Annotated in this window: 20 protein-coding genes; 13 read left to right on the top strand and 7 right to left on the bottom strand. The window is 39.7% G+C overall.

Annotation, left to right across the window (positions count from 1 at the left end; genetic code table 11):
• Window positions 1–145: 145 nt before the first annotated feature.
• Entirely contained in the window at window positions 146–553 is a 408-nt protein-coding gene (locus tag C4S54_RS06980; protein WP_103868880.1) for a hypothetical protein, read from the top strand.
• Here the strand turns inward: C4S54_RS06980 and C4S54_RS06975 are convergent.
• Window positions 545–826: a hypothetical protein gene (locus C4S54_RS06975; RefSeq protein WP_103868879.1), complete on the bottom strand. Its 282-nt coding sequence runs from the start codon at window positions 824–826 to the stop codon at window positions 545–547. The genes C4S54_RS06980 and C4S54_RS06975 overlap by 9 nt on opposite strands.
• Window positions 827–957: 131 nt before the next feature.
• Between C4S54_RS06975 and C4S54_RS06970 the strand changes: the two genes are divergently transcribed.
• The 6 genes from C4S54_RS06970 (at window position 958) to C4S54_RS06945 (ending at window position 8,908) form a co-directional block, all read left to right on the top strand.
• The gene (locus C4S54_RS06970; protein ID WP_103868878.1) at window positions 958–1,980 is read left to right on the top strand and encodes a LacI family DNA-binding transcriptional regulator; all 1,023 of its coding nucleotides are present in this window, start codon (window positions 958–960) and stop codon (window positions 1,978–1,980) included.
• Window positions 1,977–3,794 carry a glycoside hydrolase family 31 protein gene (locus C4S54_RS06965; protein ID WP_103868877.1) on the top strand — a complete coding sequence of 606 codons (1,818 nt, stop codon included), beginning with the start codon at window positions 1,977–1,979 and terminating at the stop codon, window positions 3,792–3,794. Before C4S54_RS06970 ends, C4S54_RS06965 begins: the two co-directional genes overlap by 4 nt.
• A gap of 12 nt (window positions 3,795–3,806) precedes the next feature.
• Complete coding sequence (locus C4S54_RS06960; RefSeq protein WP_103868876.1) at window positions 3,807–5,147, top strand: ABC transporter substrate-binding protein; 1,341 nt, start codon at window positions 3,807–3,809, stop codon at window positions 5,145–5,147.
• A gap of 77 nt (window positions 5,148–5,224) precedes the next feature.
• Window positions 5,225–6,124 (top strand): carbohydrate ABC transporter permease, encoded by a 900-nt coding sequence (locus C4S54_RS06955; protein ID WP_103868875.1) that lies wholly within the window; start codon window positions 5,225–5,227, stop codon window positions 6,122–6,124.
• Window positions 6,114–6,947: a carbohydrate ABC transporter permease gene (locus C4S54_RS06950; protein WP_103868874.1), complete on the top strand. Its 834-nt coding sequence runs from the start codon at window positions 6,114–6,116 to the stop codon at window positions 6,945–6,947. Before C4S54_RS06955 ends, C4S54_RS06950 begins: the two co-directional genes overlap by 11 nt.
• The gene (locus tag C4S54_RS06945) at window positions 6,947–8,908 is read left to right on the top strand and encodes a glycoside hydrolase family 31 protein (RefSeq protein WP_103868873.1); all 1,962 of its coding nucleotides are present in this window, start codon (window positions 6,947–6,949) and stop codon (window positions 8,906–8,908) included. Before C4S54_RS06950 ends, C4S54_RS06945 begins: the two co-directional genes overlap by 1 nt.
• 22 nt (window positions 8,909–8,930) lie before the next feature.
• On the opposite strand, the gene C4S54_RS06940 is transcribed toward C4S54_RS06945, so the two are convergent.
• Together C4S54_RS06940 and C4S54_RS06935 are read right to left on the bottom strand one after the other, a co-directional pair.
• On the bottom strand, window positions 8,931–9,821 hold the full coding sequence (locus C4S54_RS06940; protein WP_103868872.1) for a DMT family transporter: 891 nt from the start codon (window positions 9,819–9,821) through the stop codon (window positions 8,931–8,933).
• Window positions 9,822–9,958: 137 nt separating this feature from the next.
• Window positions 9,959–10,177 (bottom strand): hypothetical protein, encoded by a 219-nt coding sequence (locus C4S54_RS06935; protein ID WP_103868871.1) that lies wholly within the window; start codon window positions 10,175–10,177, stop codon window positions 9,959–9,961.
• Between the two features lie 161 nt (window positions 10,178–10,338).
• Between C4S54_RS06935 and pepT the strand changes: the two genes are divergently transcribed.
• On the top strand, window positions 10,339–11,595 hold the full coding sequence (gene pepT, locus C4S54_RS06930; RefSeq protein ID WP_103868870.1) for a peptidase T: 1,257 nt from the start codon (window positions 10,339–10,341) through the stop codon (window positions 11,593–11,595).
• Between the two features lie 176 nt (window positions 11,596–11,771).
• A complete protein-coding gene (locus C4S54_RS06925; RefSeq protein WP_200821049.1) occupies window positions 11,772–13,064 on the top strand; it encodes an ATP-binding protein in 1,293 nt (430 codons plus the stop codon).
• A gap of 91 nt (window positions 13,065–13,155) precedes the next feature.
• Here C4S54_RS06925 and C4S54_RS06920 read toward each other — a convergent pair whose 3' ends face one another.
• Window positions 13,156–14,334, bottom strand: a complete 1,179-nt coding sequence (locus tag C4S54_RS06920; protein WP_103868869.1) for an acyltransferase family protein — start codon at window positions 14,332–14,334, stop codon at window positions 13,156–13,158.
• Between the two features lie 224 nt (window positions 14,335–14,558).
• Between C4S54_RS06920 and pap the strand changes: the two genes are divergently transcribed.
• On the top strand, window positions 14,559–16,031 hold the full coding sequence (pap, locus tag C4S54_RS06915) for a polyphosphate:AMP phosphotransferase (protein ID WP_103868868.1): 1,473 nt from the start codon (window positions 14,559–14,561) through the stop codon (window positions 16,029–16,031).
• Window positions 16,032–16,114: 83 nt separating this feature from the next.
• On the opposite strand, the gene C4S54_RS06910 is transcribed toward pap, so the two are convergent.
• On the bottom strand, window positions 16,115–17,269 hold the full coding sequence (locus C4S54_RS06910) for a glycosyl hydrolase family 8 (protein WP_103868867.1): 1,155 nt from the start codon (window positions 17,267–17,269) through the stop codon (window positions 16,115–16,117).
• 190 nt (window positions 17,270–17,459) lie between these two features.
• Between C4S54_RS06910 and C4S54_RS06905 the strand changes: the two genes are divergently transcribed.
• The 3 genes from C4S54_RS06905 (at window position 17,460) to C4S54_RS06895 (ending at window position 21,239) form a co-directional block, all read left to right on the top strand.
• Window positions 17,460–19,814, top strand: a complete 2,355-nt coding sequence (locus tag C4S54_RS06905) for an ATP-binding protein (protein ID WP_103868866.1) — start codon at window positions 17,460–17,462, stop codon at window positions 19,812–19,814.
• A 34-nt stretch (window positions 19,815–19,848) separates the two neighbouring features.
• The gene (locus tag C4S54_RS06900; protein WP_103868865.1) at window positions 19,849–20,511 is read left to right on the top strand and encodes a response regulator; all 663 of its coding nucleotides are present in this window, start codon (window positions 19,849–19,851) and stop codon (window positions 20,509–20,511) included.
• A gap of 164 nt (window positions 20,512–20,675) precedes the next feature.
• Window positions 20,676–21,239, top strand: coding sequence for a hypothetical protein (locus tag C4S54_RS06895; RefSeq protein WP_103868864.1), 564 nt, complete (start codon window positions 20,676–20,678; stop codon window positions 21,237–21,239).
• A gap of 10 nt (window positions 21,240–21,249) precedes the next feature.
• Here C4S54_RS06895 and C4S54_RS06890 read toward each other — a convergent pair whose 3' ends face one another.
• Together C4S54_RS06890 and C4S54_RS06885 are read right to left on the bottom strand one after the other, a co-directional pair.
• Window positions 21,250–22,014: a hypothetical protein gene (locus C4S54_RS06890; protein WP_146059968.1), complete on the bottom strand. Its 765-nt coding sequence runs from the start codon at window positions 22,012–22,014 to the stop codon at window positions 21,250–21,252.
• Window positions 22,015–22,067: 53 nt separating this feature from the next.
• Complete coding sequence (locus tag C4S54_RS06885; protein WP_103868862.1) at window positions 22,068–22,337, bottom strand: hypothetical protein; 270 nt, start codon at window positions 22,335–22,337, stop codon at window positions 22,068–22,070.
• Between the last annotated feature and the right edge of the window lie 92 nt (window positions 22,338–22,429).

Raw genomic sequence — 22,429 nt, 5'->3', positions numbered from 1 at the left:
CCTTTTACACTATTCCAACTAGGCTGAAATGATGATATAATCTAGAGCTGTGTATGAAAAGTTTTCGATAACAGAGGGGGCTCCTATCGGAAATATCTAAAAGTAAGGGATGCTTTTAAGCACCTGTTCGGGGAGGAGTCTACAAATGGGGTACAATATTTGCAAAGAGTGTGGCATGTTATTTATGCAGATCGAGATGCATAATTTTATTTGCCCATCTTGTCAGAAAAAAGAAATCGAAGAGATTTCAAAGGTTACGGAGTTTCTGAGAAATAATCCAAGGTCTACCGGTACTGCTATCAGCCTTTCTACCGGGATTTCAACTGAAAAAATAAAAAAATGGATCATAGAAGAAAAGATTTCTATTAATGGAAACCTGGGTCTGGCTTCATGTAAAATTTGCAAAAAACCTGTACTTAATGGAAAGCTATGTGAACAGTGCAAAAGTAAGTTTCTGATGGAATATAACAATGCAGGAATTAAGGACGCAGAGGAAGATGCTCAAGACCGAAAAGGCTCGATGCATTTTATTGGGAAAAGATCCTCACTGTAATCTCATCATAAAAATAGAATACTCATCATTCTGAAAATCAAGATCAGGAGAGTTTTCACCGCCGCCATTGGTGCTGCGCTTAATTTCTGCGTAGAATTCTTCTCCCTGATTTACTATATCCATAACGCTTATCTGAATACCATATTCATTTGCAATATCGCAAAAGTCGGCAATGGGGTTGAGAGACTTTCTTGTAGCTAAAAGTTTGTCTTTGAGAATACTGTCTTTGCCGGCTTTTTCTAATAATGCGTCTAGTTTTTCTGTAATCTCCATAGTGCACCTCCTGCTAATCTTTAGTATAAGAATACACTAAAAGTTTAAAAGAAAAAATAAAATATAGTATTGAATTTATCGCAGAATGGATTTATTATTTATTTAACCGGTTAAATGAGCGAGGATACTAGATGAAAAAAACTACCTTAAAGGATGTGGCTGAACGAGCTGGAGTGTCAAAAGCAACAGTTTCGTACATATTAAATAACTCTAATAAGCCTATTACTGAGGAAACAAAGGCAAGAGTAAAAAAAGCCATGGAGGAACTGAACTATGTTCCGGATTTGGGCGCGGCATCTCTGACAAATAAAACTTCAAAGATGATAGGTGTTGTTATCCCACAGACCGAGCCCGGCAGTCAGCTGATGTTTCATAACAGCTTTTATAGTGAAATAATCAGTTCGATCGAATACTATGCAAGAAAGATTGGCTATCATATTTTGATCTCGGGTACTAATGTAGATGAGTCCTATATAAAGCATGTCTACGAGAGAAATCTTGATGCAGTAATAGCTATTGGGGTATATCCTGACGAGTTTTTTGATCAGTTCAGGAAGATAGGGATTCCTGCAGTTCTTATAGATAGCTATTGTAAGGATGAGAGCTTTCATAACATCAGAATAGACGACGAACTTGGTGGATACCTTGCCACAAAATATATGCTTGATAAACATCATAAAAAAGTAGGATTCCTTTCCGGAAAGATGAAGGAAGATGGAGTAATTAAAAAGCGACATGAAGGCTACAAAAGAGCGCTTTCTGAATATGGGATCCGCTATGATAAAGACCTGATTTTTGAAGGAGAAGTTGATTTTGACAGCGGAATTGATATTGCAGAGAGAATTGTAAAAGACAGTATTCCAGTATCAGGAATAGTGACTACTGCGGATGTTTTAGCAATTGGCGCAATTAAAGGATTCCACAAAATGGGCAAAAATGTTCCTGCTGACTATTCAGTTATCGGGTTTGATGACTTGGAAATCTCCAAGTACATTACACCTGGATTAACTACTATCAAGCAGGATATCTATGGAAAAGGCCGACTTGCTGTTGAAATACTGTCAAGATCACTTGAAGATAAGTCTTATCCCAAACAGGACATAATAATTCCATTTGAAGTAATAGAGAGAGAAAGTGTTAGGGAACTTCAATGATAGAGCTGGATTTAGAAAAAGATAAAGAGGAAATTCAACTAGAAAATGACTTGCTGACAATAGAATACAGCAAAGATGGTCAACAAAGGAATATCACTATTAAAACCAGTTACAATCACGTATATGGACTTGGAGAGAAGTTTGATCATATAGATCAGAAAGGCCATAAATGCATTAACCGTGTGGAAGAGAAGTTTTGCAATCAGGGAGAAAAAACATATTGCAGCGTTCCTTTTTTCTTTACTGATACAGGTTGGGGACTATTTGTAGAGACGGATTGTGTTACTACATTTGAATTTAACCATGAGATCAGGTGTGCTTTTCCCAATGATGCTTCAGCAATGCTGTTTACAGGCGCACCCATAGATATCATAAGCGAGTTTAACAACTATCTGGGGAAAATAAGTGTTCCACCAAAATATGCCTTTGGACCATGGATTTCAGCCAATCGCTGGAATTCACAAAAAGATGTTGAGGATGTCGTCAAAAAACTTGAAAAATACGATTTTCCTGCGTCAGTTCTGGTACTTGAAGCCTGGAGTGACGAAGCGACATTCTATATATGGAACGGTGCAAAATGCAGAGAAATAGATGGAAATGAAGAATTAAGATATGAGGATCTGGATTTTTCGGAAAGCAAATATTGGACCAATCCTAAGGAAATGGTCCAAAAGCTGAAAGAAAAAGGGATTCATACTGTACTGTGGCAGATCCCCGTATATAAGAAGATGGAAGAAGGCGTACATAATTCTCAAAACACAATGGATGAGGAATACGCTATAAAGAACAAGCTTTGCCTGTATAAAAAAGATGGAACACCATATAGGATTCTTGAAGGCAACTGGTTTGCCGGATCGCTTGTGCCTGATTTCTCTAATCCTGATACTAAAAAATCATGGTTTGCAAAGCGTAAGTACCTTCTTGATATGGGAATAGATGGTTTCAAAACTGATGGCGGAGAGTTTATATATGAAGATGATGTAATATCTTTTGACCAAAAAACAGGAAAAGAGCTAAAGAACTCGTATTGTCAGCAGTATATAAATTCATACTATGAGGCAATTGGGAAAGAACACGTACTGTTTTCAAGAGCGGGTTATACAGGAACTCAGAGAACGCCTATTTTATGGGCAGGAGATCATCAATCAACATATGAAGAACTAAGAAATGCGTATACAGCTGCAATTTCAGCGGCTTGCTCAGGCATAATATTCTGGGGATTTGATATAGGGGGATTTGCAGGACCGTTGCCAACTATGGATTTATATCTAAAATCAACTCAATTTGCCTGCTTTTGCCCGATAATGCAATGGCATTCTGAACCGGATGGCGGCCAGTTTAAAGAGCTATTGCCAAGTGCAGAAGGTAATAATGAAAGAAGCCCTTGGAATATCGCAGAATCATACAAGGCACCGGGCTTCATTGATGAAATAAGAAAATGGCATCATCTTAGGATGAAGCTATTGCCCTACATATATAAAGAAGCAGTAAAGGCGGCTGAAAATGGACAACCGTTGATGAAACCTTTATTTATGATCAACCCGGAAGATTGCAACTCATTTGAATGGGAAGAGGAATACTTTTTTGGCGAAGATTTGCTGGTTGCGCCTATATTTGAGGAAGGCATAAATAACAGGCGGTTGTATTTGCCAAGTGGAGAGTGGACAGGATTTTTTAGTCAAAAGAAATATGAAGGCGGGCAAATCGTAGATTCTATATTGGAAAAATATCCTGTTTTCATAAAAGGCGGCAAAGAATCAGATATTTGCGAGGAAGACTGCAGCTTCTTCGAAGATATAAAAAAGCATTTTTAGAGGGAGGTATTTATGAAACGTAAAACTATTTCTTTATTGACACAAGTAGCTATAGTAGCAACACTTCTGTCAGGCTGTGGGAGTGCGAATCCAGACACAGCGCAGACAGAAGCGCCAACTGAAAAGGTAACTGAGACTGAAGCCTCAAAAGAGGCAGAACCAGCAGCTGAAACTACACAGGAGACTGCTGAACCAATCACAATTACATATGCTAATTTTAACGCATCCGGTGGCAACGAAGCAACGCTGGATTCAATGTATCAGGCTTTTCATGAGCAAAATCCTGATATTACTGTAGAAATTGAAACTATTGCAATGGATGATTATTTCACTACACTTCAGACAAGGATAGCAGGTGGAACGGCTCCTGATTGCTTTGAAATGAACATTGAAAACTTTGCAGCATATGCTTCAAAAGGAATACTGGCAGAGCTTTCAGAAGCAGATACAAGTTCTCTCAATCAAACAGCACTATCTGCATTTTCATATGGCGGAAAGCAGTATGCACTGCCGGAGAACTTTTCAACAGTAATTCTTGTTTATAACAAGGACCTTTTTGATCAGGCAGGAATTGACTATCCTACATCATCATGGACCAGAGAGGATGTTGATAAGGCAGCTGAAGCAATTAGAGCCCTGGGCGATAATATATACGGTATCTACCAGCCTGTCACATACAATGAATTTTATAAAGTTGCAGCTCAGTATGGCGGAAGTCTCATAAGTGAAGATGGTTCTAAGTTTACAATTAATTCGCCTGAGAATATTGCAGCTCTTCAGAGTATGGTTGACAGAGTTCAGAAGACCAATGTACAGCCTACAGCAGAGCAGATGGGCGGAATGGGCGACTGGGATTTATTTGAAAGTGGAAGACTTGGAATGATTCCTACAGGCATATGGTGTTTCAATACATTTACAGAGGCATGCGATTTTGCATGGGATATATGCGTTGAGCCAGGCCAGACTCAGAAAGCCACCCATTTCTTCGCTAATGCACTTGTAGTAAATAATGATGCCAGTGACGCCGCAAAGGTAGCTGCGCAGAAATGGATATCATTCCTTTCATCAAGTGATGAGGCAGCCAAGATCCGTCTGGATGCAGGATGGGATCTGCCTGCTCTTAGTGACATGAACGCACTTTCAAGTTATCTTGAGATTACTCCTCCTGATAACAGAAAGGCTGTATTTGAATCACTTGATTCACTTGTATTACCGCCAATTATTACAGATTACAGTCAGATGTCAGACATTATTTCAAATGCAGTAAGTAAGGCAGCAAGTGGTGAGAGTTCCCCGGAAGAAGCACTTAATGAAGCGCAAAAGCTTTGTGAAGAGCAGATTACACTTCAGTAGAAACATAGAGCCTGCATCCATATTGGACTGCAGGCTCGTATATTGTATTTCAGTTTTGCTTGAAAAAGGTTGATATTATGACAAAAGAGAAGAAGAAAATACTACAAGCGATTCCATTTATGCTACCCAGTTTCATAGGAATGATAATATTTAGTTTTCTCCCAATTATCATGGCTACAGCACTAAGCATGACGGATTGGAGCGGACTGGAAAAATTTACGATCCATACTATTCCGGATCATTTTGTGGGATTCCAGAATTATATTCAGCTACTTACGCGAGAAGAGTTTTGGAGTACTCTTTTGCATGTTCTTTACTATATCGTCCTATATATTCCACTTGGATTCTTATTATCGATGGTAATTGCGCTTGTTTTGAATACTGAGAAAAGATTTACGGGAGTTATGAGAGTTCTTTTCTATATACCCGTATTAACTTCATGGGTAGCTGCGAGCCTCATATGGAAATGGGTTCTTAGCTCACAATATGGAGTAATAAATTCAATAATCGGTGTGTTTGGCATGAAAGGACCGGATTGGCTTACGAACAAATACTGGGCTATGCCTGGTATTGTACTGGCCTCTGTATGGAAAGATATGGGTTACTACGGCCTTTATATCTTTGGCGGACTTAGAGGAATCGATCCTACTTATTATGAGGCAGCAAAGGTAGATGGCGCCGGAAAAATGTGGACTCTGTTTAGTGTTACAATGCCGCTTTTATCACCAACACTTTTTTATTGTCTGATAATGTCGCTGATCAATGCATTTCAGCTTTTTCCACAGGTGCAGATCATGACTGAAGGCGGGCCAAATGGTGCCACGCAGGTAATGGTAGAGCGAATCTACACATATGCCTTTAGTTATTTCAAGATGGGGTATGCTGCAGCATATTCATGGTTACTGTTTGTGATAATTCTTTTGTTAACACTGATACAGCTTAAGCTGCAGAAAGTTTGGGTGCATTATGAATCATAAAACACAAAAGATATTCTATAATATTTTGTTTTACCTTGGGGCAGCTGTATTGGTAGTTATTGTAACTGTTCCGCTGTATTGGATGATATCGACATCTCTAAAATCAAAAGGTGCGCTGATGGCACTTCCAATCCAGTGGATTCCCAAAAAGCCGACGCTGAATTCCTATAAAAAAGTATTTACATTATTTCCATTTGCAAGAGCAATGTTTAACAGTGCTTTTATTACGGTTATGTATGTTGGTATAACTATTATCTCTGCATCAATGGCGGCATTTGCCATTGCTAAGATAAGATTTAAAGGTGCAAATTTCATTTTTGCATTGTATCTGACATCGATGATGATACCGGTTCAGATAACGCTTATACCAATGTTCATTATTATGAATAAATTTTCTTTGATCAACAAATATGCAAGCGTTATTTCTCCGGCGATTTTCAAGGCGTTTGCTATTTTTTTGCTGGTTCAGAATATGAGAGCACTCCCGGATGACTATCTTGAAGCTGCCAGGATAGATGGTGCAGGGCTGTTCAAGATCTACAGGGATATTATCATGCCAATGATGGTTCCCACAGTTGCGACACTGGCAATAACAACGTTCATGGAGGCCTGGAATGATTACTTGTGGCCGCTTGTTATGCTATCTGATAAAAACAAGATGACACTGACACTGGCCTTAAATACACTAAACGGACAGTATGATACAGAGTATAATGTACTTATGGCTGGCAGTTTGATATCGATGGTGCCGATAATCATTATTTATATAATCGCTCAAACCCAGATGAAACAGGGAATCACAGTAGGAGGAGTAAAGGGGTAATGGTCAAAAAATACAAAATTGGTAATCCCATAGAAACAGATTCAGTGGTAGTTTCATTTGCCAATGAAGAAAAAGAAATCCCATATTTTGAAAGAGTTCAGGGGAAAAATGAACTGAAATATAATATGGGTGTAAAAGACCGTGTTTTCGGACTTGGTGAAACAGTCCGCGGAATTAATAAAAGAGGGTATATCTACGTCAGCAATTGCTCAGATGATCCCAATCATACAGAAGACAAAAGATCTCTTTATGCCGCTCAGAATTTCTTTGTTATCTGGGGAAACGGAAGAGGCTTTGGAATGTATGTTGATACGCCTGGCAGGGTCTCTTTTGATATAGGATATACGGATAAGGACGTTTTTTCCATTGCTTTTGAGGACTTCGATGCCTATGTTTACCTGATTGAAGGCGAGAGCATCCTTGAGATTGTAAAAGAGTTCCGTGGAATAATAGGAAAGAGCTACATTCCGCCAAGATGGGCTTTTGGATTTGGCCAGAGCAGATGGAGCTACATGAATGAAGACCAGGTAAGGGAAGTCGTTGACAAGTACGATGAGCTGGATATTCCCATCGATAGCGTGTACCTGGACATCGACTATATGGAAAGATATAAGGATTTCACGGTCAGCGATGAGAGATTTCCTGATTTTAGTGCATTTGTGAAGGAAATGGCTGACAGAAACATACATCTTGTCCCAATCATTGACGCAGGAGTGAAGATTGAAGACGGATATGACGTCTATGAAGAAGGGGTAAAGAATAATTTCTTTTGCAAAAAAGAAAATGGAGAGAACCTTGTTGCTGCGGTTTGGCCCGGAAAAGTGCATTTCCCTGACTTCCTTAACGAGGATGCCAGAAAATGGTTTGGCGAAAAATATAAAGTTCTTTTGGACTATGGAATTGACGGCTTTTGGAACGACATGAATGAACCGGCTATTTTTTATACCGAGGACCATTTGAAAGAGGTCTTTGAGCAGATAAAAGAGCTAGAGGGGAAAAATCTGGATATAAGATCCTTCTTTAAATTCCAGGATATAGTCGGGGGACTAGCCAACAACGAAGAGGATTACAGGAGATTTTACCACGAGTATAAAGGTAAAAGATATCGACACGACAAAGTCCACAACTTATTTGGCTATAATATGACCAGAGCTGCGGGCGAGGCATTTGAGAGACTTTCCCCAGATAAAAGAATTCTCATGTTCTCGAGGTCATCATATATAGGAATGCATCGCTACGGCGGCGTTTGGTGTGGCGACAATAAATCCTGGTGGAGTCACTTACTGCTTAATATTCAGCAGATGCCGGCGCTCAACATGTGCGGTTTTATCTATAGTGGCGCTGATGTTGGCGGCTTTGGGGCTGATGTCACAGAAGATCTGCTTATGAGATGGGCTGAGTTTGGTATTTTCACGCCTCTTTTCAGAAATCATTCCGCAGAAGGTACCAGAAGACAGGAATTCTACAGATTTACTGACAAAGAGAGCTTTAAAAACATTCTTAGGCTCAGATACGCGCTGATTCCGTACCTTTATTCAGAATTCATGAAGGCAGTAAATAATAACGAGATGTTGTTCAGACCTTTATGTTTTGATTATCCGGATGATGAAATGGCTTACGAAGTAGAGGACCAGCTTTTTGTGGGCGAGAGCATTATGGTTGCACCTGTATATAAACAGAATGCTACCGGCAGATATGTGTACCTTCCCGAAGACATGAAGCTGTGCAGATTTAGAAGCTATAACGATTATGATGTTGAGATCATATCAAAGGGGCATCACTATATCGAGGCAGCGCTGAATGAAGTATTAGTGTTTATCAAAAAAGGTCACGCACTTCCCCTTGCAGTACCTGCAGGCAGAACTGAACAGATTGATTACAATAACATTAGTTATGAATGCTTTGACTGTGATAAAGATGCCTACGAGCTTTTCATCGATGATGGAATTTCAAGAATTTGATGCAATAGAGATAACTATGTGATTATTTTTCTTTGGAGAAAGTTATCATCCATAGCATTAGAAATATGAGACCAAAACCTGCAGCGTCATACACAGTAAACTTGCTTCCTAGCACAAAAGTTGAAAGTAGCGCTGCAGTTATTGGTTCTGCAAAACTATAAAGAATTGCTTTTTGAGGACCAATTTTGGATACACCGCTTATATAGAGGGTGAATGCGCAGACATTTCCTACTATTACAACAAAAGCTATTCCAAACAAACCATAAATGTTTGGAACATAATGAATTGTCCATATTTTAAAAGCAAATCCCAAAAGTATGCCGCCAAATAAGAATGACCATCCTTGTGCAACGATGACAGGGATTTCTTTTGTTATCTTGGGAGCCAGAACGTTGTAGATCATTACGCAGAACGCACTGCCAACTCCAGCGATCAGCGCAGAAACCGGCATTGATAAATGTGCTATATCCCCATGAGTTGTTAAAAGAAATACACCTGAAATTGCAAGCGCAATAGATATGATTTCAGATATCTTTGGCCATCTTTTTATATGAAGACAGGTAAAAAGAAGTATGAAAATTGGAGCAAGGTCCTGCATGATTGTTCCTATGGCAGCATTGGAGAGTTCGATAGTAAGAAAATACAGGAACTGGCAGGTACTTACGCCTAGTATTCCATAAACAAGCATCCAAAAAGACATTTCTTTTGTCTTCCAGGGCTTGATCACAGTGTCTTTATGCCTGATCATGCAATATGCAAGAATCAAAATTCCCGAAAGACCAAGTCTTATTGGTACAAGCCACCTACTGTCCATATTCTGGACGTCGAAGAGATACTGTCCCATTGTTCCTGACAGTCCCCAGCAAGCTGCTCCTAATATAGTAAAAAGAATTCCCTTTATATTATTGTTCATGGCATTAAATCATCTATTCTTTCATTTAAAATAGCGCCTTGAAGAATGAAAGGCGCAGAGAATATAATAAAGAGAATAGCCAGAAAAGTAAAGGACTGTGAATGATTTTCACAGTCCTTAATAAAGTGCTTGCAAAATTAATCAAGAAAATATTCCAGTGGAATGTATTTGTCAAACATATGCTTTTTCCAATATTCCTCTTTTTCTTTTTCCTTTTTTCTTTTTTCTATTTCTTCAAGATCCTTTTGAGTGAATGGGGCCGGCAATATTGTCCTGAAGCGGCCGCCGGCAATTTCTGCCAGTTCATCCATTGTTAAAGCTTTTGTCATATACGTATTTGTTTTTGTTGCTACCATACTTTTTTTCCTCCAATTTTGTTTTATTTTTGCTGGTATAAATAACACTCAATTAACGTACATTTTTTTATACGAAAAGAAATAAAGTTGTGGCAAAAAAATTCGGGCATAATGCCTAGAAATAGATTATTATTAAAACAAATTGAAAGGAAAGTTGCATTATGAACTACAGTGATATATATGAACAGGTAAAAGAAAGAATGATGCGCTACGCAAGAATCGATACTCAGTCGCAGCCTTTTGCAGGTCATTGGCCAACGACTGATAAGCAAAAAAATCTTGCGTGCGTTTTGAAGGAAGAACTGATAAAAATTGGTGTTTCCGATGTGTTTTTTGATGAGGAGAGGTGCGTAGTATACGGCAAAATACCTTCTAATTCAGCAGATAGTAAAGGAACGGCCATTGGATTTATAGCGCATATGGACACCGCTCCTGATGCCAGTGGCACAGGCGTTAATCCCTGGGTTTTGGAAAAATATGATGGCGGAGACATCGTCCTTAATGAGGATAAGCATATAGTGATGAGAGCTGCAGATTATCCGAATTTGCAGCAGTATATTGGGCAGGATCTTATTTTAACAGATGGAACGACGCTCCTTGGAGGGGATGATAAGGCCTCTATAGCAGCAATAATGACCATGGCGGAGTATCTATGCACTCACGATGAAATAGAGCATGGAGATATAAGTCTGGCCTTTACACCTGATGAAGAAGTTGGCGGATTGGCAAGAGACCTTGATCTTAACAGATTCGGCGCCAAACTGGCATATACGCTGGACGGTGACCACCTTGGATGGTATGAGGATGAGACGTTTAATGCTTCAGAAGCAGTATTCGAGTTTATAGGCAGGAGCGTTCACACAGGAACAGCCAAAGGAATTATGGTTAATGCCGTAGATATGGCATCTCACATGATGGGAATGCTTCCCCAGGAAGAAAAACCACAGTTCACTGAAGGAACAGAAGGCTTTTACCATGTCATTTCATGCGTTGGAGACTGCGAGAATGCTAAGGTAAGGCTGCTCATTCGCGATTTTGACCATGATAATTTCTGTAAGCGTGAAGACTTTCTTCGAAAGTGCGCAGATGACCTAAGAGAAAAATATGGACAGGACAGAGTGGTACTTACAATAACACATCAGTACAGCAATATGCATGAAGTGTTAAAAGAAACGCCATTTCTTATTGATATTTTGAAGGATGCCATAAAAAAAGCCGGTATAGAACCGGTATGTGAGCCATTCCGAGGAGGTACAGACGGAGCAGCACTGTCATTTAGAGGCTTGCCTTGCCCCAACCTTTCTGCAGGGTACGAAAATGCACATGGAAGATTCGAATATGTTCCAATTCATTCCATGGTAAAAAATGTTGAGATTCTTCTTAATATTTGTGAGGCAATGAAAAAAGAACACGACTAAAGCTTATCTGACATACAGTGATTATTAATATTTAGGTGAGTTTTGCCAAATTAGTAAAGCAAGACATCACGTATTCGTTAAATTTTATAGCGCAAATATGTTAAATAAAATTGCACAAATCTGTTAAATGGATTATACTATTTTTATATTATAACAATGAGAGGGAAGTACGAATTTTGTCAGGAAAAAAGAGCATATATCGTGAAAGAGTAACGGATTCAGCATTGAAACTTAAACTTGAAGCCTTTGGGGCGTCACTTATAGTTGGGCCCAAAGGCTGCGGAAAGACCACCACAGGTAAGCATTTTGCCAAAAGCTACATTGAGTTTCAGGATGAAGATAACAGAGAAAAATACTTATCGGTCGCTGAGAACATGCCTTCAAAGCTACTTATAGGAGACAAACCACGACTATTTGATGAATGGCAGGATGCACCTAAGATATGGGGAGCAATAAGAAAAGATATTGATGATACCAGTTTGAAGGGCCAGTATATCCTGACAGGTTCCTCTTCTCAGAAAGTAGAAACCGCGCATACTGGAACACTACGTATTTCTACGCTTAAAATGTATCCAATGAGTCTTTATGAGAGCGGTGAGTCAACTGGCAGTGTTTCGCTGATGGATCTTTTTGATGGAAAGTCTGTTGAGTGGGAAGAATCACAACTAAGCATTGATGACCTGATCTATGCAATCTGCCGTGGTGGCTGGCCTCAGAGTATTAATGTAGAGAATAAGGAAGCAGCTCTCTCTATAGCCGCAGATCTTTTTTACCAGACATGCCACGTAGATATTTCCAATATAAGTCACGTCAAAAGAAATCCGTTATGGGCAGAGCGTTTGCTGAGATCCTACTCAAGGAATATATGCACCCTGGCAGAAACTAAAACTATTATTGCAGACACATCTTCATCGTCGGAAATGTCTAAGCCAACGTTTTATGAATACTTCCATGATCTGGAAGAACTATACATAATAGATGAACTTCCTGCATGGTGCCCTGCAATCAGATCAAAAGAAGCGATACGGGCAGGAAACAAACGAAATCTGATTGATCCGTCTATAGCTGTTGCGGCATTGGGGTTGTCTCCGCAGTATTTCAACACTGATTTCAAGACACTTGGTTTTCTTTTTGAGTCGTTATGTATCCGTGATCTTAAGATATATTCCTCAGGAATGAACGGCGAGGTGTCATATTATCATGACAGATACGGGTTGGAAGCAGATGCAGTACTTCATCTAAAAGATGGCAGATATGCTCTAATAGAGTTTAAGCTTGGAAGTAAGGAAATAGATATGGGCGCAGAGCATTTATGTGAGATAGAGCGGCTCATCATTGAGTATAACAAGAAAGAAAAGCAGGTTCCGTTAAGACTCCCGGACCTTAAACTTATAATCACAGCGACTGAATATGGCTACAAAAGAGAAGATGGAGTATATGTTATACCTATCGGGTGTCTTAAGAATTGATTCGGTTTACCGTTGCCAAATTTGATCTATTGATTCATTTGATATTGAGGAAAAATAAGCTCTGATAGCATTTGCTATCAGAGCTATTATTTTAAGCGGCTTTGCGTGAATGTGAAGTAATTGCGCCAGGTTTACGTAAGATAAATCCGTGGAGTCTTTTTAATAACACTGCAGATGGAACACCAAGAGCAAATACTACGAGCACGTACACCAAAACGTATTTAATATGGTGTGGAGAAGGCACTCCGCCGTCAAACTGCCAGCCAAATAACTCTACATAAAGGCCGTGTATAAGATAGAACTCCAAAGTTATCGTTCCCATGAACTTAAGGAATTTGTTTCCAAAAGCGACTTTCATATTTATAAGCAGAACAGTGAAGACAAATTCTGTTGTCAAAAATACCTGGGATAGAAGGCTTACTCTTCTTCTAAAAACAGTGTCGGGAGCTCCCCAGTTGTCTCCATAGTAACCAAATATATTACAGATAAATCCGGAATAAATATATAGCGGGTAAAAGAGCAGAAGTGCTGCAACAAGATATACCCAGTAGTGTTTTTTCAGGTGAGGGATTATCTTATCCTCAAATTTGGCAAAGATAATTCCTACAGGGAACAAGAATACGCAGTTGTACCACCATTCGCCCCTTATCCAATAGTCATTGTGGTCAATTCTGGTGCCAAGCAGCATGTAAAGCACCACAAATGCAGTGGTTGCGAGAACTGCGAGCCCATCCTTTTTTATGAATTTAAAAGAAAAATAGAAAGCCAGATAAAAGAACGGCAAAACTATTACATACCAGGTATTCGGATTGCAGAGCTGTATGCTTGTAAGGTAAAGAATTACCTGCTTGGCATCCATTTTTTCTCCGACAAGGAGCCTTGCAATAAAAAAGATTACCGTGGTTGTGTAAAGCGCCAGAACAACAGGCAGGATACGCTTTTTTATGAAGCCGTCAAGATAGTTTTCCTTGGTGTGATAGCTCTTATATACTCCATATCCGTTGAAAAAGAGAAATACAGATACCAAGAGATATCCAATAGGAACGAACATGTCCAGACCGTGAACTATGCGCGTCTGCGGCTGTATCCAGGACGCACAGGTTTTCTGCGCGATGTGATGGAGCATGATACAGATTGCCAGAAATCCCTGAATGGCCTTTGTCTGCTCCAGAGACAGAAAACCATCGTTGAATCTTTTTCCTGAAAATTTTGCTCCCCATAGCAAAATAACAGGTAGTGCTACGTAAACTAAGTAAATTGCTTGTTTCATACTATACCTCCAGTAATAAATACTAACCCCACTTAATAGTAGTCTTTTGTCAAAAATCCCGCTAATCAGATGTATTTATGCACTGTTCATAAATTGCGATTTTAATGGACCATGGGGACAAATATTCTGTTACAATAAAATATATATATTATCGTTATAACAAACACACAATAACAAATTGACAAGACAAAAGAACCGTCCCTGTGACTTGAAGGAGGTGCGCCATGCTTAAGGATTTTGTTAAACCTGATTATTCAGATGCAGATGAACTGAAAATGCGGATCAAAGAGGAAAGAGCCCATTTGACTGCCTTGCAGATGAAGATAAAAGAGGCAGGACTTCCTGTTATGGTTATTTTTGAAGGCTGGAATGCTGCAGGGAAAGGGGCGCTGATCGGTAAAGTTATAAGGAATATCGATCCCAGATTTTTTAGGGTTGCAACTATGGACAGGCAGCCAAGTGATGAAGAAAAAAGATATCCATTCCTTTACAGGTTTATAAAAGAGATCCCTGAAGCCGGAAAGTTCAGATTTTATGACACCTGCTGGATGAACGAGGTAGTCAGTGGAGTAATTGATGGAAAGCTTGGCGAAGAGGAGTATAAAAAGAAAGTTCATTCGATAAACGTTTTCGAGAGGCAGCTCTGCGATAACGGATATCTTGTTATGAAGTTCTTTTTCCATATTTCTAAAAAAGAACAGAAAAAGCGCCTGGATAATCTTCTTGATAGCAAGGACACAAAGTGGAGAGTTGACGATGATGATATAAAACAGAACAAGAATTATGATGACTGCCTTGATGTATTTGAGCGATACCTTGAAGATACTAATGAATCCAGAACTCCATGGTACATTATTGATGCTACAGACAAGAAAGTAGCTGAGTTTGAGGTCTTGAGATTTTTGAATCAGGGGATAGATATTGCCCTGACCAATCAAAGGATGAATGTGCCTATCCTTCAGAATACTTTCCCAATGGAGAAAGTGACAAAGCTCTCTGATATTTCACTTGATGACAAGGTTCTGACTGATGAGGAGTATGATGAGGAGCTTGAAAAACTCCAGAAGGAGTTAAGAGACCTTGGAAATAAGGTTTATAGAAAGAAAATCCCTGTCATTATCGCTTATGAGGGCTGGGATGCAGCAGGAAAAGGTGGAAATATAAAGAGAATTACTGAAGCCCTGGATCCGAGGGATTACGTGGTTGAGCCCATTGCAAGTCCGGAGCCGCATGAGAAAGCAAGGCACTATCTCTGGAGATTCTGGACAAGACTACCTAAGACCGGGCACATTACCGTTTTTGACAGGACCTGGTACGGTAGAGTAATGGTGGAAAGGCTTGAGGGCTTCTGCTCTGAGAATGACTGGAAAAGAGCTTACAATGAGATCAATGAGTTTGAAAAAGAGCTTTCTGACTGGGGAGCAGTTATAATCAAATTCTGGGTGCAGATAGACAAGGATACTCAGCTAGAGCGTTTCACTGACAGACAGAATACACCTGAAAAACAGTGGAAGATCACAGACGAAGACTGGAGAAATCGTGATAAGTGGGATCTCTATGAGACCGCAATTGATGAGATGATAGAAAAGACCAGCACAACATTTGCGCCATGGTATGTTCTTGAGTCAGTTGATAAAAAGTATGCCAGAATAAAGGCACTTAAGATTGTAATCGAGCAAATTAAAAAACACTTGTAATTTAAAAAGCTGTGCATTTTCCTCTTCTCGAGAATGATGCGCAGCATTTTTTCTGCAAATAATTCTAAAACAAAAAAGTCAGTTTACCAGATTCGATAATTACCTGAAAGAGCCAAAAAAGCAAATATATACAGGCAGTTGTCGTAATACCTGCGGACACCTTTTCTAAGTGGCTGATTCCAGAACCAGTCTACCCATTTTTTAGCAATTTCAAAATCAGAATCCTTTTCTTCACTATAGGAAACAGTAAGCGCTCCCTGAGCAATCGTGGCAAGTAAGCCTACAGGATGAAGAACACACTTTTCTACAGGCGTCCCATCAACTTTGTAGGTGCATCTGCAAGCTTCAAGATCTGTGCCAAAGAACTTCATCATGCGAAGAGGAACAGAGAGCTGTCCTTCATCATCGCCAAACCATACCGCATCAAGGCCGATATTTGCAGTAGTTCTGTATGCATCGCTAAAGAAATTACCATAATATCCCCATGAAAGCTCCTCATCCAGTGGAGAACCATCGAAATTAGCATATTCCGAGCTAAGTCCGGTAACAGGATGACATGCCTTTGCAAGGTATTTTCTGCTGACATCTGCAGCTTTTTTAAAGAATTCTCTGTCCTCTTCATATGCCCACAGTGAAAAGAGTTCATAAAAATGAGGAAGGTGGTAGGATGGATCTGTAAATGGACTGCCAGGAACGAACAGAATCTGGTGATTTTCCTTATTCCACATGGTGGTTCCGGGTCTTCCATTTTCACCTTTATGTAAGCATGCTTTTAATAATTCTTTAGCTTCCCTTGAATATTCAAAAATTCCTTCACCGTCACCCCACCTGTGGGAAGCAAAGAAAAGAGCCATGGCAAAAAATTCTTCTCCGTCAGGAGCAGGACCGTAGGCATTTTTGGTGCCATCTGTCTGGCATGACCAGGCAAAATAGCCCTCATTTTCACCATCCTCCATGTACATATATGTTTTTGCCCATTTCCAGATGCGGTCAAATTCTTCCTTCATATCAAGCTGCACGCACATCATCATGCCATAAGACATTCCCTCAGTTCTGGCATCGTTATTGCCGGTATCTGTAAGATATCCCATCTTATCCGGAGCTTCGTGATAAATTTGCTCTTTTTCATCGTAGAAAAAAGTCCTCACGATTTCTTTTAACTTATCTTCAATTTCCTTATCTGTTTTTCCTATTTCTTTAAAGATATTTCTGTAAATTCCGCTTTTAAATGCTCCCATTGTTGTCTTTCCTCCAAAAAATAAGCCTTCTGCTACTTTGTATTATCTTATACAAAGCATCCCAAAGGCTTATCTTTTATTGCTAAATTGTGCCCAAATAGGCAAAAAATACTTTATTTAACAGAAAATTTGACTATAATTAGTATGTGGGTTGTTCATAAGTGTTTTGGAGCTATTTTGGGAGCAATATATGAAAAGTATATTTCCTTCTAAGATCATCGACTTCTATAAAAAAGAAACCGAGCTCAATATTATCTTTTTTAAACTTCTGGGGACTGCGGGTATTATTATAAGCATTGCCGGCGCTGTTTCATCATTTTTTACAGGGGCAGGTCCTTCAAGTTTTTTTATTAATATTGGGGCAGCCATTGCCAGTGTAGCGCTGATCGTTTTTGTGGATCGGACGGGGCATTATCTTATAGGATATCTCATAACATCTTTTACTATATTCATGGGACTTTTTGGCATGCTTTTTTTTGAAAGCGGCGGTCTATATGGTTCCATGCCATATTTCTTTTCATTCGGAATACTATTCACTCTTTTAATGTATAAGGGGAAGCTCCTTGTTTTCATGGAGGTCCTGCATGTGTCATTTTATGTGGCCATAGCCCATATCGCGCATGTGCATCCTGAGACTGTCAAAACATTTGATACTCCGGCAGGGCAGTTTTTTGATCAGGTTTCCGGAATCGTCATATCAAGTGTCGGTATAGGGATCATTTTTTTGATGTATTTAAAAGAGTACCAGAAGCAGCAAAAAATTGCCCAGGAATCCAGCAATGCAAAGAGTATACTTCTGGCCAATATCAGCCACGAGATAAGAACCCCTATCAATATGCTCCTTGGCATGAATGAGATGATCTATAGGGAAGCTGAGAACAGGCAGATAATCGAATATTCACAGAACGTTGATACTGCAGGCAGACAGCTTCTTTTTATGATAAACCAGTTCCTTGATCTGTCCAGGATAGATATGGGAAAAGAGGAAATATTTGAAGAGAACTTTAATATCACAAATCTCATAGAATCTCTCAGGAGCTATTACAAAAAAGAAGCTGATAACAAGCACCTGGACTTTGTTACCGATGCAGATAAGGAGCTGCCCGGATTTGTTATAGGTGATGTGAGAAAGCTAACGCAGATACTGATGAATCTTTTATCCAACGCCATCAAGTATACAAATGAGGGAATAATTGTCTTTAGCATACAGAAGCTGGCTGAGGATGCGCAGAGCGTAACTATCCATTTTGAAGTGTCAGATACCGGAGTGGGTATCAGCAAAGAGGACCAGAAAAAGATATTTGAAAGCTTTGAAAGGTCAGCTATAGTCAGGCAGCGTGGTATCGAAGGAACAGGGCTGGGACTTGCAATTTCCGGCAATCTGGCAAAGCTGTTGGGAACAGAGATCAAGGTTAAGAGTAAGTCTGGTGAAGGAAGCCTTTTCTGGTTTGACCTTAAGCTGAAAAAAGGCGTTGATACGGGATATGACAAGGCCACAGGAGAGACCTTCATCGCTCCGGATGCCAGGATTCTTGCTGTAGATGATAACAATATGAATCTGACAGTTCTTAAATCACTTCTTAGGCGTACGCTTGTCCGCGTAGATACGGCCCAGTCTGCCCTGGAGAGCTATGCAATGTATGAAAAGGGGAACTATGACCTTGTTCTTATGGATTACATGATGCCTGATATTGACGGAATAGCGGCCATGGAAGAGCTAAGGCGCATTGACAAACGCAAGGGGAAAAACACTCCGATCATTGTGCTTACGGCAGATGCTACGCCTGAACGCAAAAAGCTCTTTAATGAAAAAGGATTTGATGACTACCTGCTAAAGCCCATTGACGTCATGCTTCTTGAAACCGTGCTGATAAGGCATCTTCCAAAAGAGCTTGTGACAATCGTTGAAAAGACTGATCAGATAGATATTCCGGAAGAGACTTTAGGGCAGTTTAAAAAGATACTGGAAAAATATGATATTTCTTTTGACATGGCTATGAAGCATCTAAGCGGCGACATTATGCAGTTTGTAAGAATAGCAGAAGTTTTCGTGGAAAGAGCAGATGGCAGTATATGTGAGCTAAAAGAGCTGATCAGAAGTAAAGAATATGCTAAAGCCGCGTATATTATACATTCAGTTAAGGGAAACTCAGGCAACGTAGGAGCGCAGGATCTGTACTACAACGCCAGAAGACTGGAAAAACGCGCCAAGGACGGGGATGGGAAATACGTAGATGCCGCATCGGAGCTCTTTTTCATGGAATGGGAGAGGGCAAAAGAGGGACTTACTAAATTCCTTGATGAATTTGAAAAAGTCGGAGTAAGCTTTAAGACTGCGAAGGCGGAGGAGGTACTTGATGAGAATGCACTTATGGAGAAACTTCTTGAAGCCGTAAGGAACGGTAACCAGTCCCCGGCCCTTAAAACTATTGATGAGATAGAGGCTATCAGAGGAAAAATGCCAGAGATTAGCGCTATCAGGGAGGCTGTAAAAGATATAGATTTTGACAGAGCAGAAAAACTTATAGAAGAACTAAAGAGGTAACCAAAAGATACTTTTTTATTGGGAAATAATTGTTATGATGGAATCAGTAGAGGGATTTGATCACGAAAATATGGAAAAAAGTACGGAGGAATGGATGGAAGGTTACCGGATTCTCTGTGTTGATGACGATATCAATATGCTCAATACCGTAGAAGACATATTGATTAATACCGGATATAGCGTAAGCCTTGCCAAGTCGGGGAAACAGGCACTTGAGTACATCAAAAAAGGCATACAGTATCAGCTTGTGCTTTTGGATGTGGACATGCCTGATATGGATGGGTATGACACCTTCAGGGCAATCAGAGAGCTTGACAATGGAAATGGCGTTCCTATTATCTTCCTTACTTCCATGGACGATCCGGATTTCGAGATAAAGGGCTTTGAATATGGCGCTGCAGACTACATTACCAAGCCTTTTGTTAAGAGCGTGTTTCTTGCAAGGATAAAGAACAGGATCACATCGCCGCTTAAAGGAAAGGACATTGAAACAAAGAGAGTTAAGGAGCTTGCAGGAATACTTACCCCTCTTGAGCTAACAGTTGCAGAGTACATAGCAGGCGGTTTTTCCAATCATGAGATAGCAGAAAAGACCAATTATTCCTATGGCTATATAAAGCGCGTAGTATCCGGCATTCTGGAAAAAACCCAAATGAGTAACAGGTCAGATATAAGGCATTTCCTCAAAACGAATTAAGACACAGTGACGGTTCTTTTGACTTATAAGGCAGTGCTGCCTAAAGAGATGTATGAGAAAAATATTGAAAGAATATGATTGAAAAATCAGAGAAGAAAGAGTAGTTTGAGATATAGAGGCCAAGGCCTCTATATTTTTTTGTTATGAGAAATCGGGAGGAATTTATGAAAAGTAATTTAAAAGTTTTATTGTTCGACAGAGTGATGCCTATAGCATACATTGAGATGATAGCGGGAGCTGCAATGGCTGTTTTACCAACGCTTTATATGATTCTTAACATCAGTCTCTTTACAACCAGTAAGGGTGCTCTTTCTGCTCTTGGCATTGTTATGATCATCGTTGCTACCGTATTATTCTTTGTGGGATTAGCTTTTTTTGCAGGCGGAAGTTATATGAGCAGTCTTTGCAAGCATGGTTTCCTGGCTGCCAGGGATGGAAAGGTGTATACCTTTAGCCTTAACAGTAAGAGAACAACCGAAAACAAGATTCCAGGCATCGGAACTGTAGGAAAAGCCATAAACAGCGCTATCTATGTGAGCAATAAAGCAAAATATAATGAACAGATGGACGCACTAAAGGAATCATCAGAGCTCTACGAGACAGTTAATAAGGCTCTCGATGAGCATTATTCTTTCCTGTATTCAATTCGTGATATAAATGCTAAAGGCTATACTTCTTTTGAGAAGAAAGCACTTCTTAGAGAGTACGCACGACTTGATAGATTATAATGGCAACGTTCTACTTTTCTTTCACATTAAAATCAGCGTTTGAAGAGATTGCTTTGGTATAGCATAGATCAAAGCTCTTTTCTCCATCAATGAAATTATTATTCCATATAAAACTGCTATTTTCATTTTGGACGTACACGTTATACTTAACGGTTCCGTCAGAAAGTAGCTGAAGATTCTTAATATAGTAGAATACATAGGTTTCGATTGAATCAGAGTTCTTGTGCCAGGTGTCTTTATACACAAAGACCAGGCGGTTTCCGTTTCCTTCTTTAGCTGTAAGAAGATAGCTGGCGCATAACTCAGGGGTGTCTGCAGTCAATCCACTTATTGTATTGATGTCGATTCCTTTTTGAGCAGCGTCCATGGCAAGATTTTGCATTTCATCAAATTGAGCATCCGGTATTTCTGAAAAATCGGACACATAGGTTATTGATGCAGCTTTACTTTCCTCAAAAGAAGCCGAATCTTCCTGATTTTTCTGCTCCTCTTTGGAATTGATAATATAGGCAGCAACGATAACAAAGATGACGATCAGAAGAGTAAAACAGGCTATGAGCCTGGATTTTTTCGCATCTTTTCTTATTTTATCCTGATGCTCGAACTTTTCTCTTTGCATCTGGAGTTCGATGCGGCTTTTGTCCATTGCAGCATCTTCTTCATCATAATCAATCGCAAAGGTTGTCTGACAGTAGCGGCATTTCATCAGTCCTTCTCCTGCAGCTTCTACGTCAGAACCCATACAATTTGGGCATTTTATTTCATTTAATTTCACTGCTTGCTTCCCCACATTCCCAACATTTTCAATCCTGTAAAAGATCTAATGTATCAGATCCAATCATAATCTCCGCCGGTTACAGCTAAGGATAGAAGTGCATCCATGCGTTCAACTTCTTCTTTTCCCTCAACAACCTGCAAAAGCTTGGCTGTTTCTTTTACAACCGGCATTTCCTCATCAGGACCTATTTCCATGTCAGGCTCCTTGCCACAGTATGGGCAAACGATACTTGGGCCAATCTTTGTTGATAAGAATCTATTAGCACATTCGCTGCATTCATAGAATCCAGCAAGTGTAGTTCCCTCGGGTACGTAATACATCATTTTCCTCCTGTATTTGAAAAGAATGCTTTTTCCTGATTGAGTATACCACAAATAGGGGAGCCAACAACTTGCAAAAGTTTAAAATATTG

The organism is Butyrivibrio sp. Su6, from assembly GCF_900108105.1.
Taxonomy (GTDB): Bacteria; Bacillota; Clostridia; order Lachnospirales; family Lachnospiraceae; genus Butyrivibrio.
The sequence above is the reverse complement of the archived record's forward strand: the minus strand, read 5'-3'. Positions and strand labels throughout refer to the sequence as shown.

Coding starts and splice junctions, on each gene's coding strand:
- C4S54_RS06980 (WP_103868880.1), top strand. CDS start 146: ATGGGGTACAATATTTGCAAAGAGTGTGGCATGTTATTTATGCAGATC.
- C4S54_RS06975 (WP_103868879.1), bottom strand. CDS start 826: ATGGAGATTACAGAAAAACTAGACGCATTATTAGAAAAAGCCGGCAAA.
- C4S54_RS06970 (WP_103868878.1), top strand. CDS start 958: ATGAAAAAAACTACCTTAAAGGATGTGGCTGAACGAGCTGGAGTGTCA.
- C4S54_RS06965 (WP_103868877.1), top strand. CDS start 1,977: ATGATAGAGCTGGATTTAGAAAAAGATAAAGAGGAAATTCAACTAGAA.
- C4S54_RS06960 (WP_103868876.1), top strand. CDS start 3,807: ATGAAACGTAAAACTATTTCTTTATTGACACAAGTAGCTATAGTAGCA.
- C4S54_RS06955 (WP_103868875.1), top strand. CDS start 5,225: ATGACAAAAGAGAAGAAGAAAATACTACAAGCGATTCCATTTATGCTA.
- C4S54_RS06950 (WP_103868874.1), top strand. CDS start 6,114: ATGAATCATAAAACACAAAAGATATTCTATAATATTTTGTTTTACCTT.
- C4S54_RS06945 (WP_103868873.1), top strand. CDS start 6,947: ATGGTCAAAAAATACAAAATTGGTAATCCCATAGAAACAGATTCAGTG.
- C4S54_RS06940 (WP_103868872.1), bottom strand. CDS start 9,821: ATGAACAATAATATAAAGGGAATTCTTTTTACTATATTAGGAGCAGCT.
- C4S54_RS06935 (WP_103868871.1), bottom strand. CDS start 10,177: ATGGTAGCAACAAAAACAAATACGTATATGACAAAAGCTTTAACAATG.
- pepT (WP_103868870.1), top strand. CDS start 10,339: ATGAACTACAGTGATATATATGAACAGGTAAAAGAAAGAATGATGCGC.
- C4S54_RS06920 (WP_103868869.1), bottom strand. CDS start 14,334: ATGAAACAAGCAATTTACTTAGTTTACGTAGCACTACCTGTTATTTTG.
- pap (WP_103868868.1), top strand. CDS start 14,559: ATGCTTAAGGATTTTGTTAAACCTGATTATTCAGATGCAGATGAACTG.
- C4S54_RS06910 (WP_103868867.1), bottom strand. CDS start 17,269: ATGGGAGCATTTAAAAGCGGAATTTACAGAAATATCTTTAAAGAAATA.
- C4S54_RS06905 (WP_103868866.1), top strand. CDS start 17,460: ATGAAAAGTATATTTCCTTCTAAGATCATCGACTTCTATAAAAAAGAA.
- C4S54_RS06900 (WP_103868865.1), top strand. CDS start 19,849: ATGATGGAATCAGTAGAGGGATTTGATCACGAAAATATGGAAAAAAGT.
- C4S54_RS06895 (WP_103868864.1), top strand. CDS start 20,676: ATGAAAAGTAATTTAAAAGTTTTATTGTTCGACAGAGTGATGCCTATA.
- C4S54_RS06885 (WP_103868862.1), bottom strand. CDS start 22,337: ATGTATTACGTACCCGAGGGAACTACACTTGCTGGATTCTATGAATGC.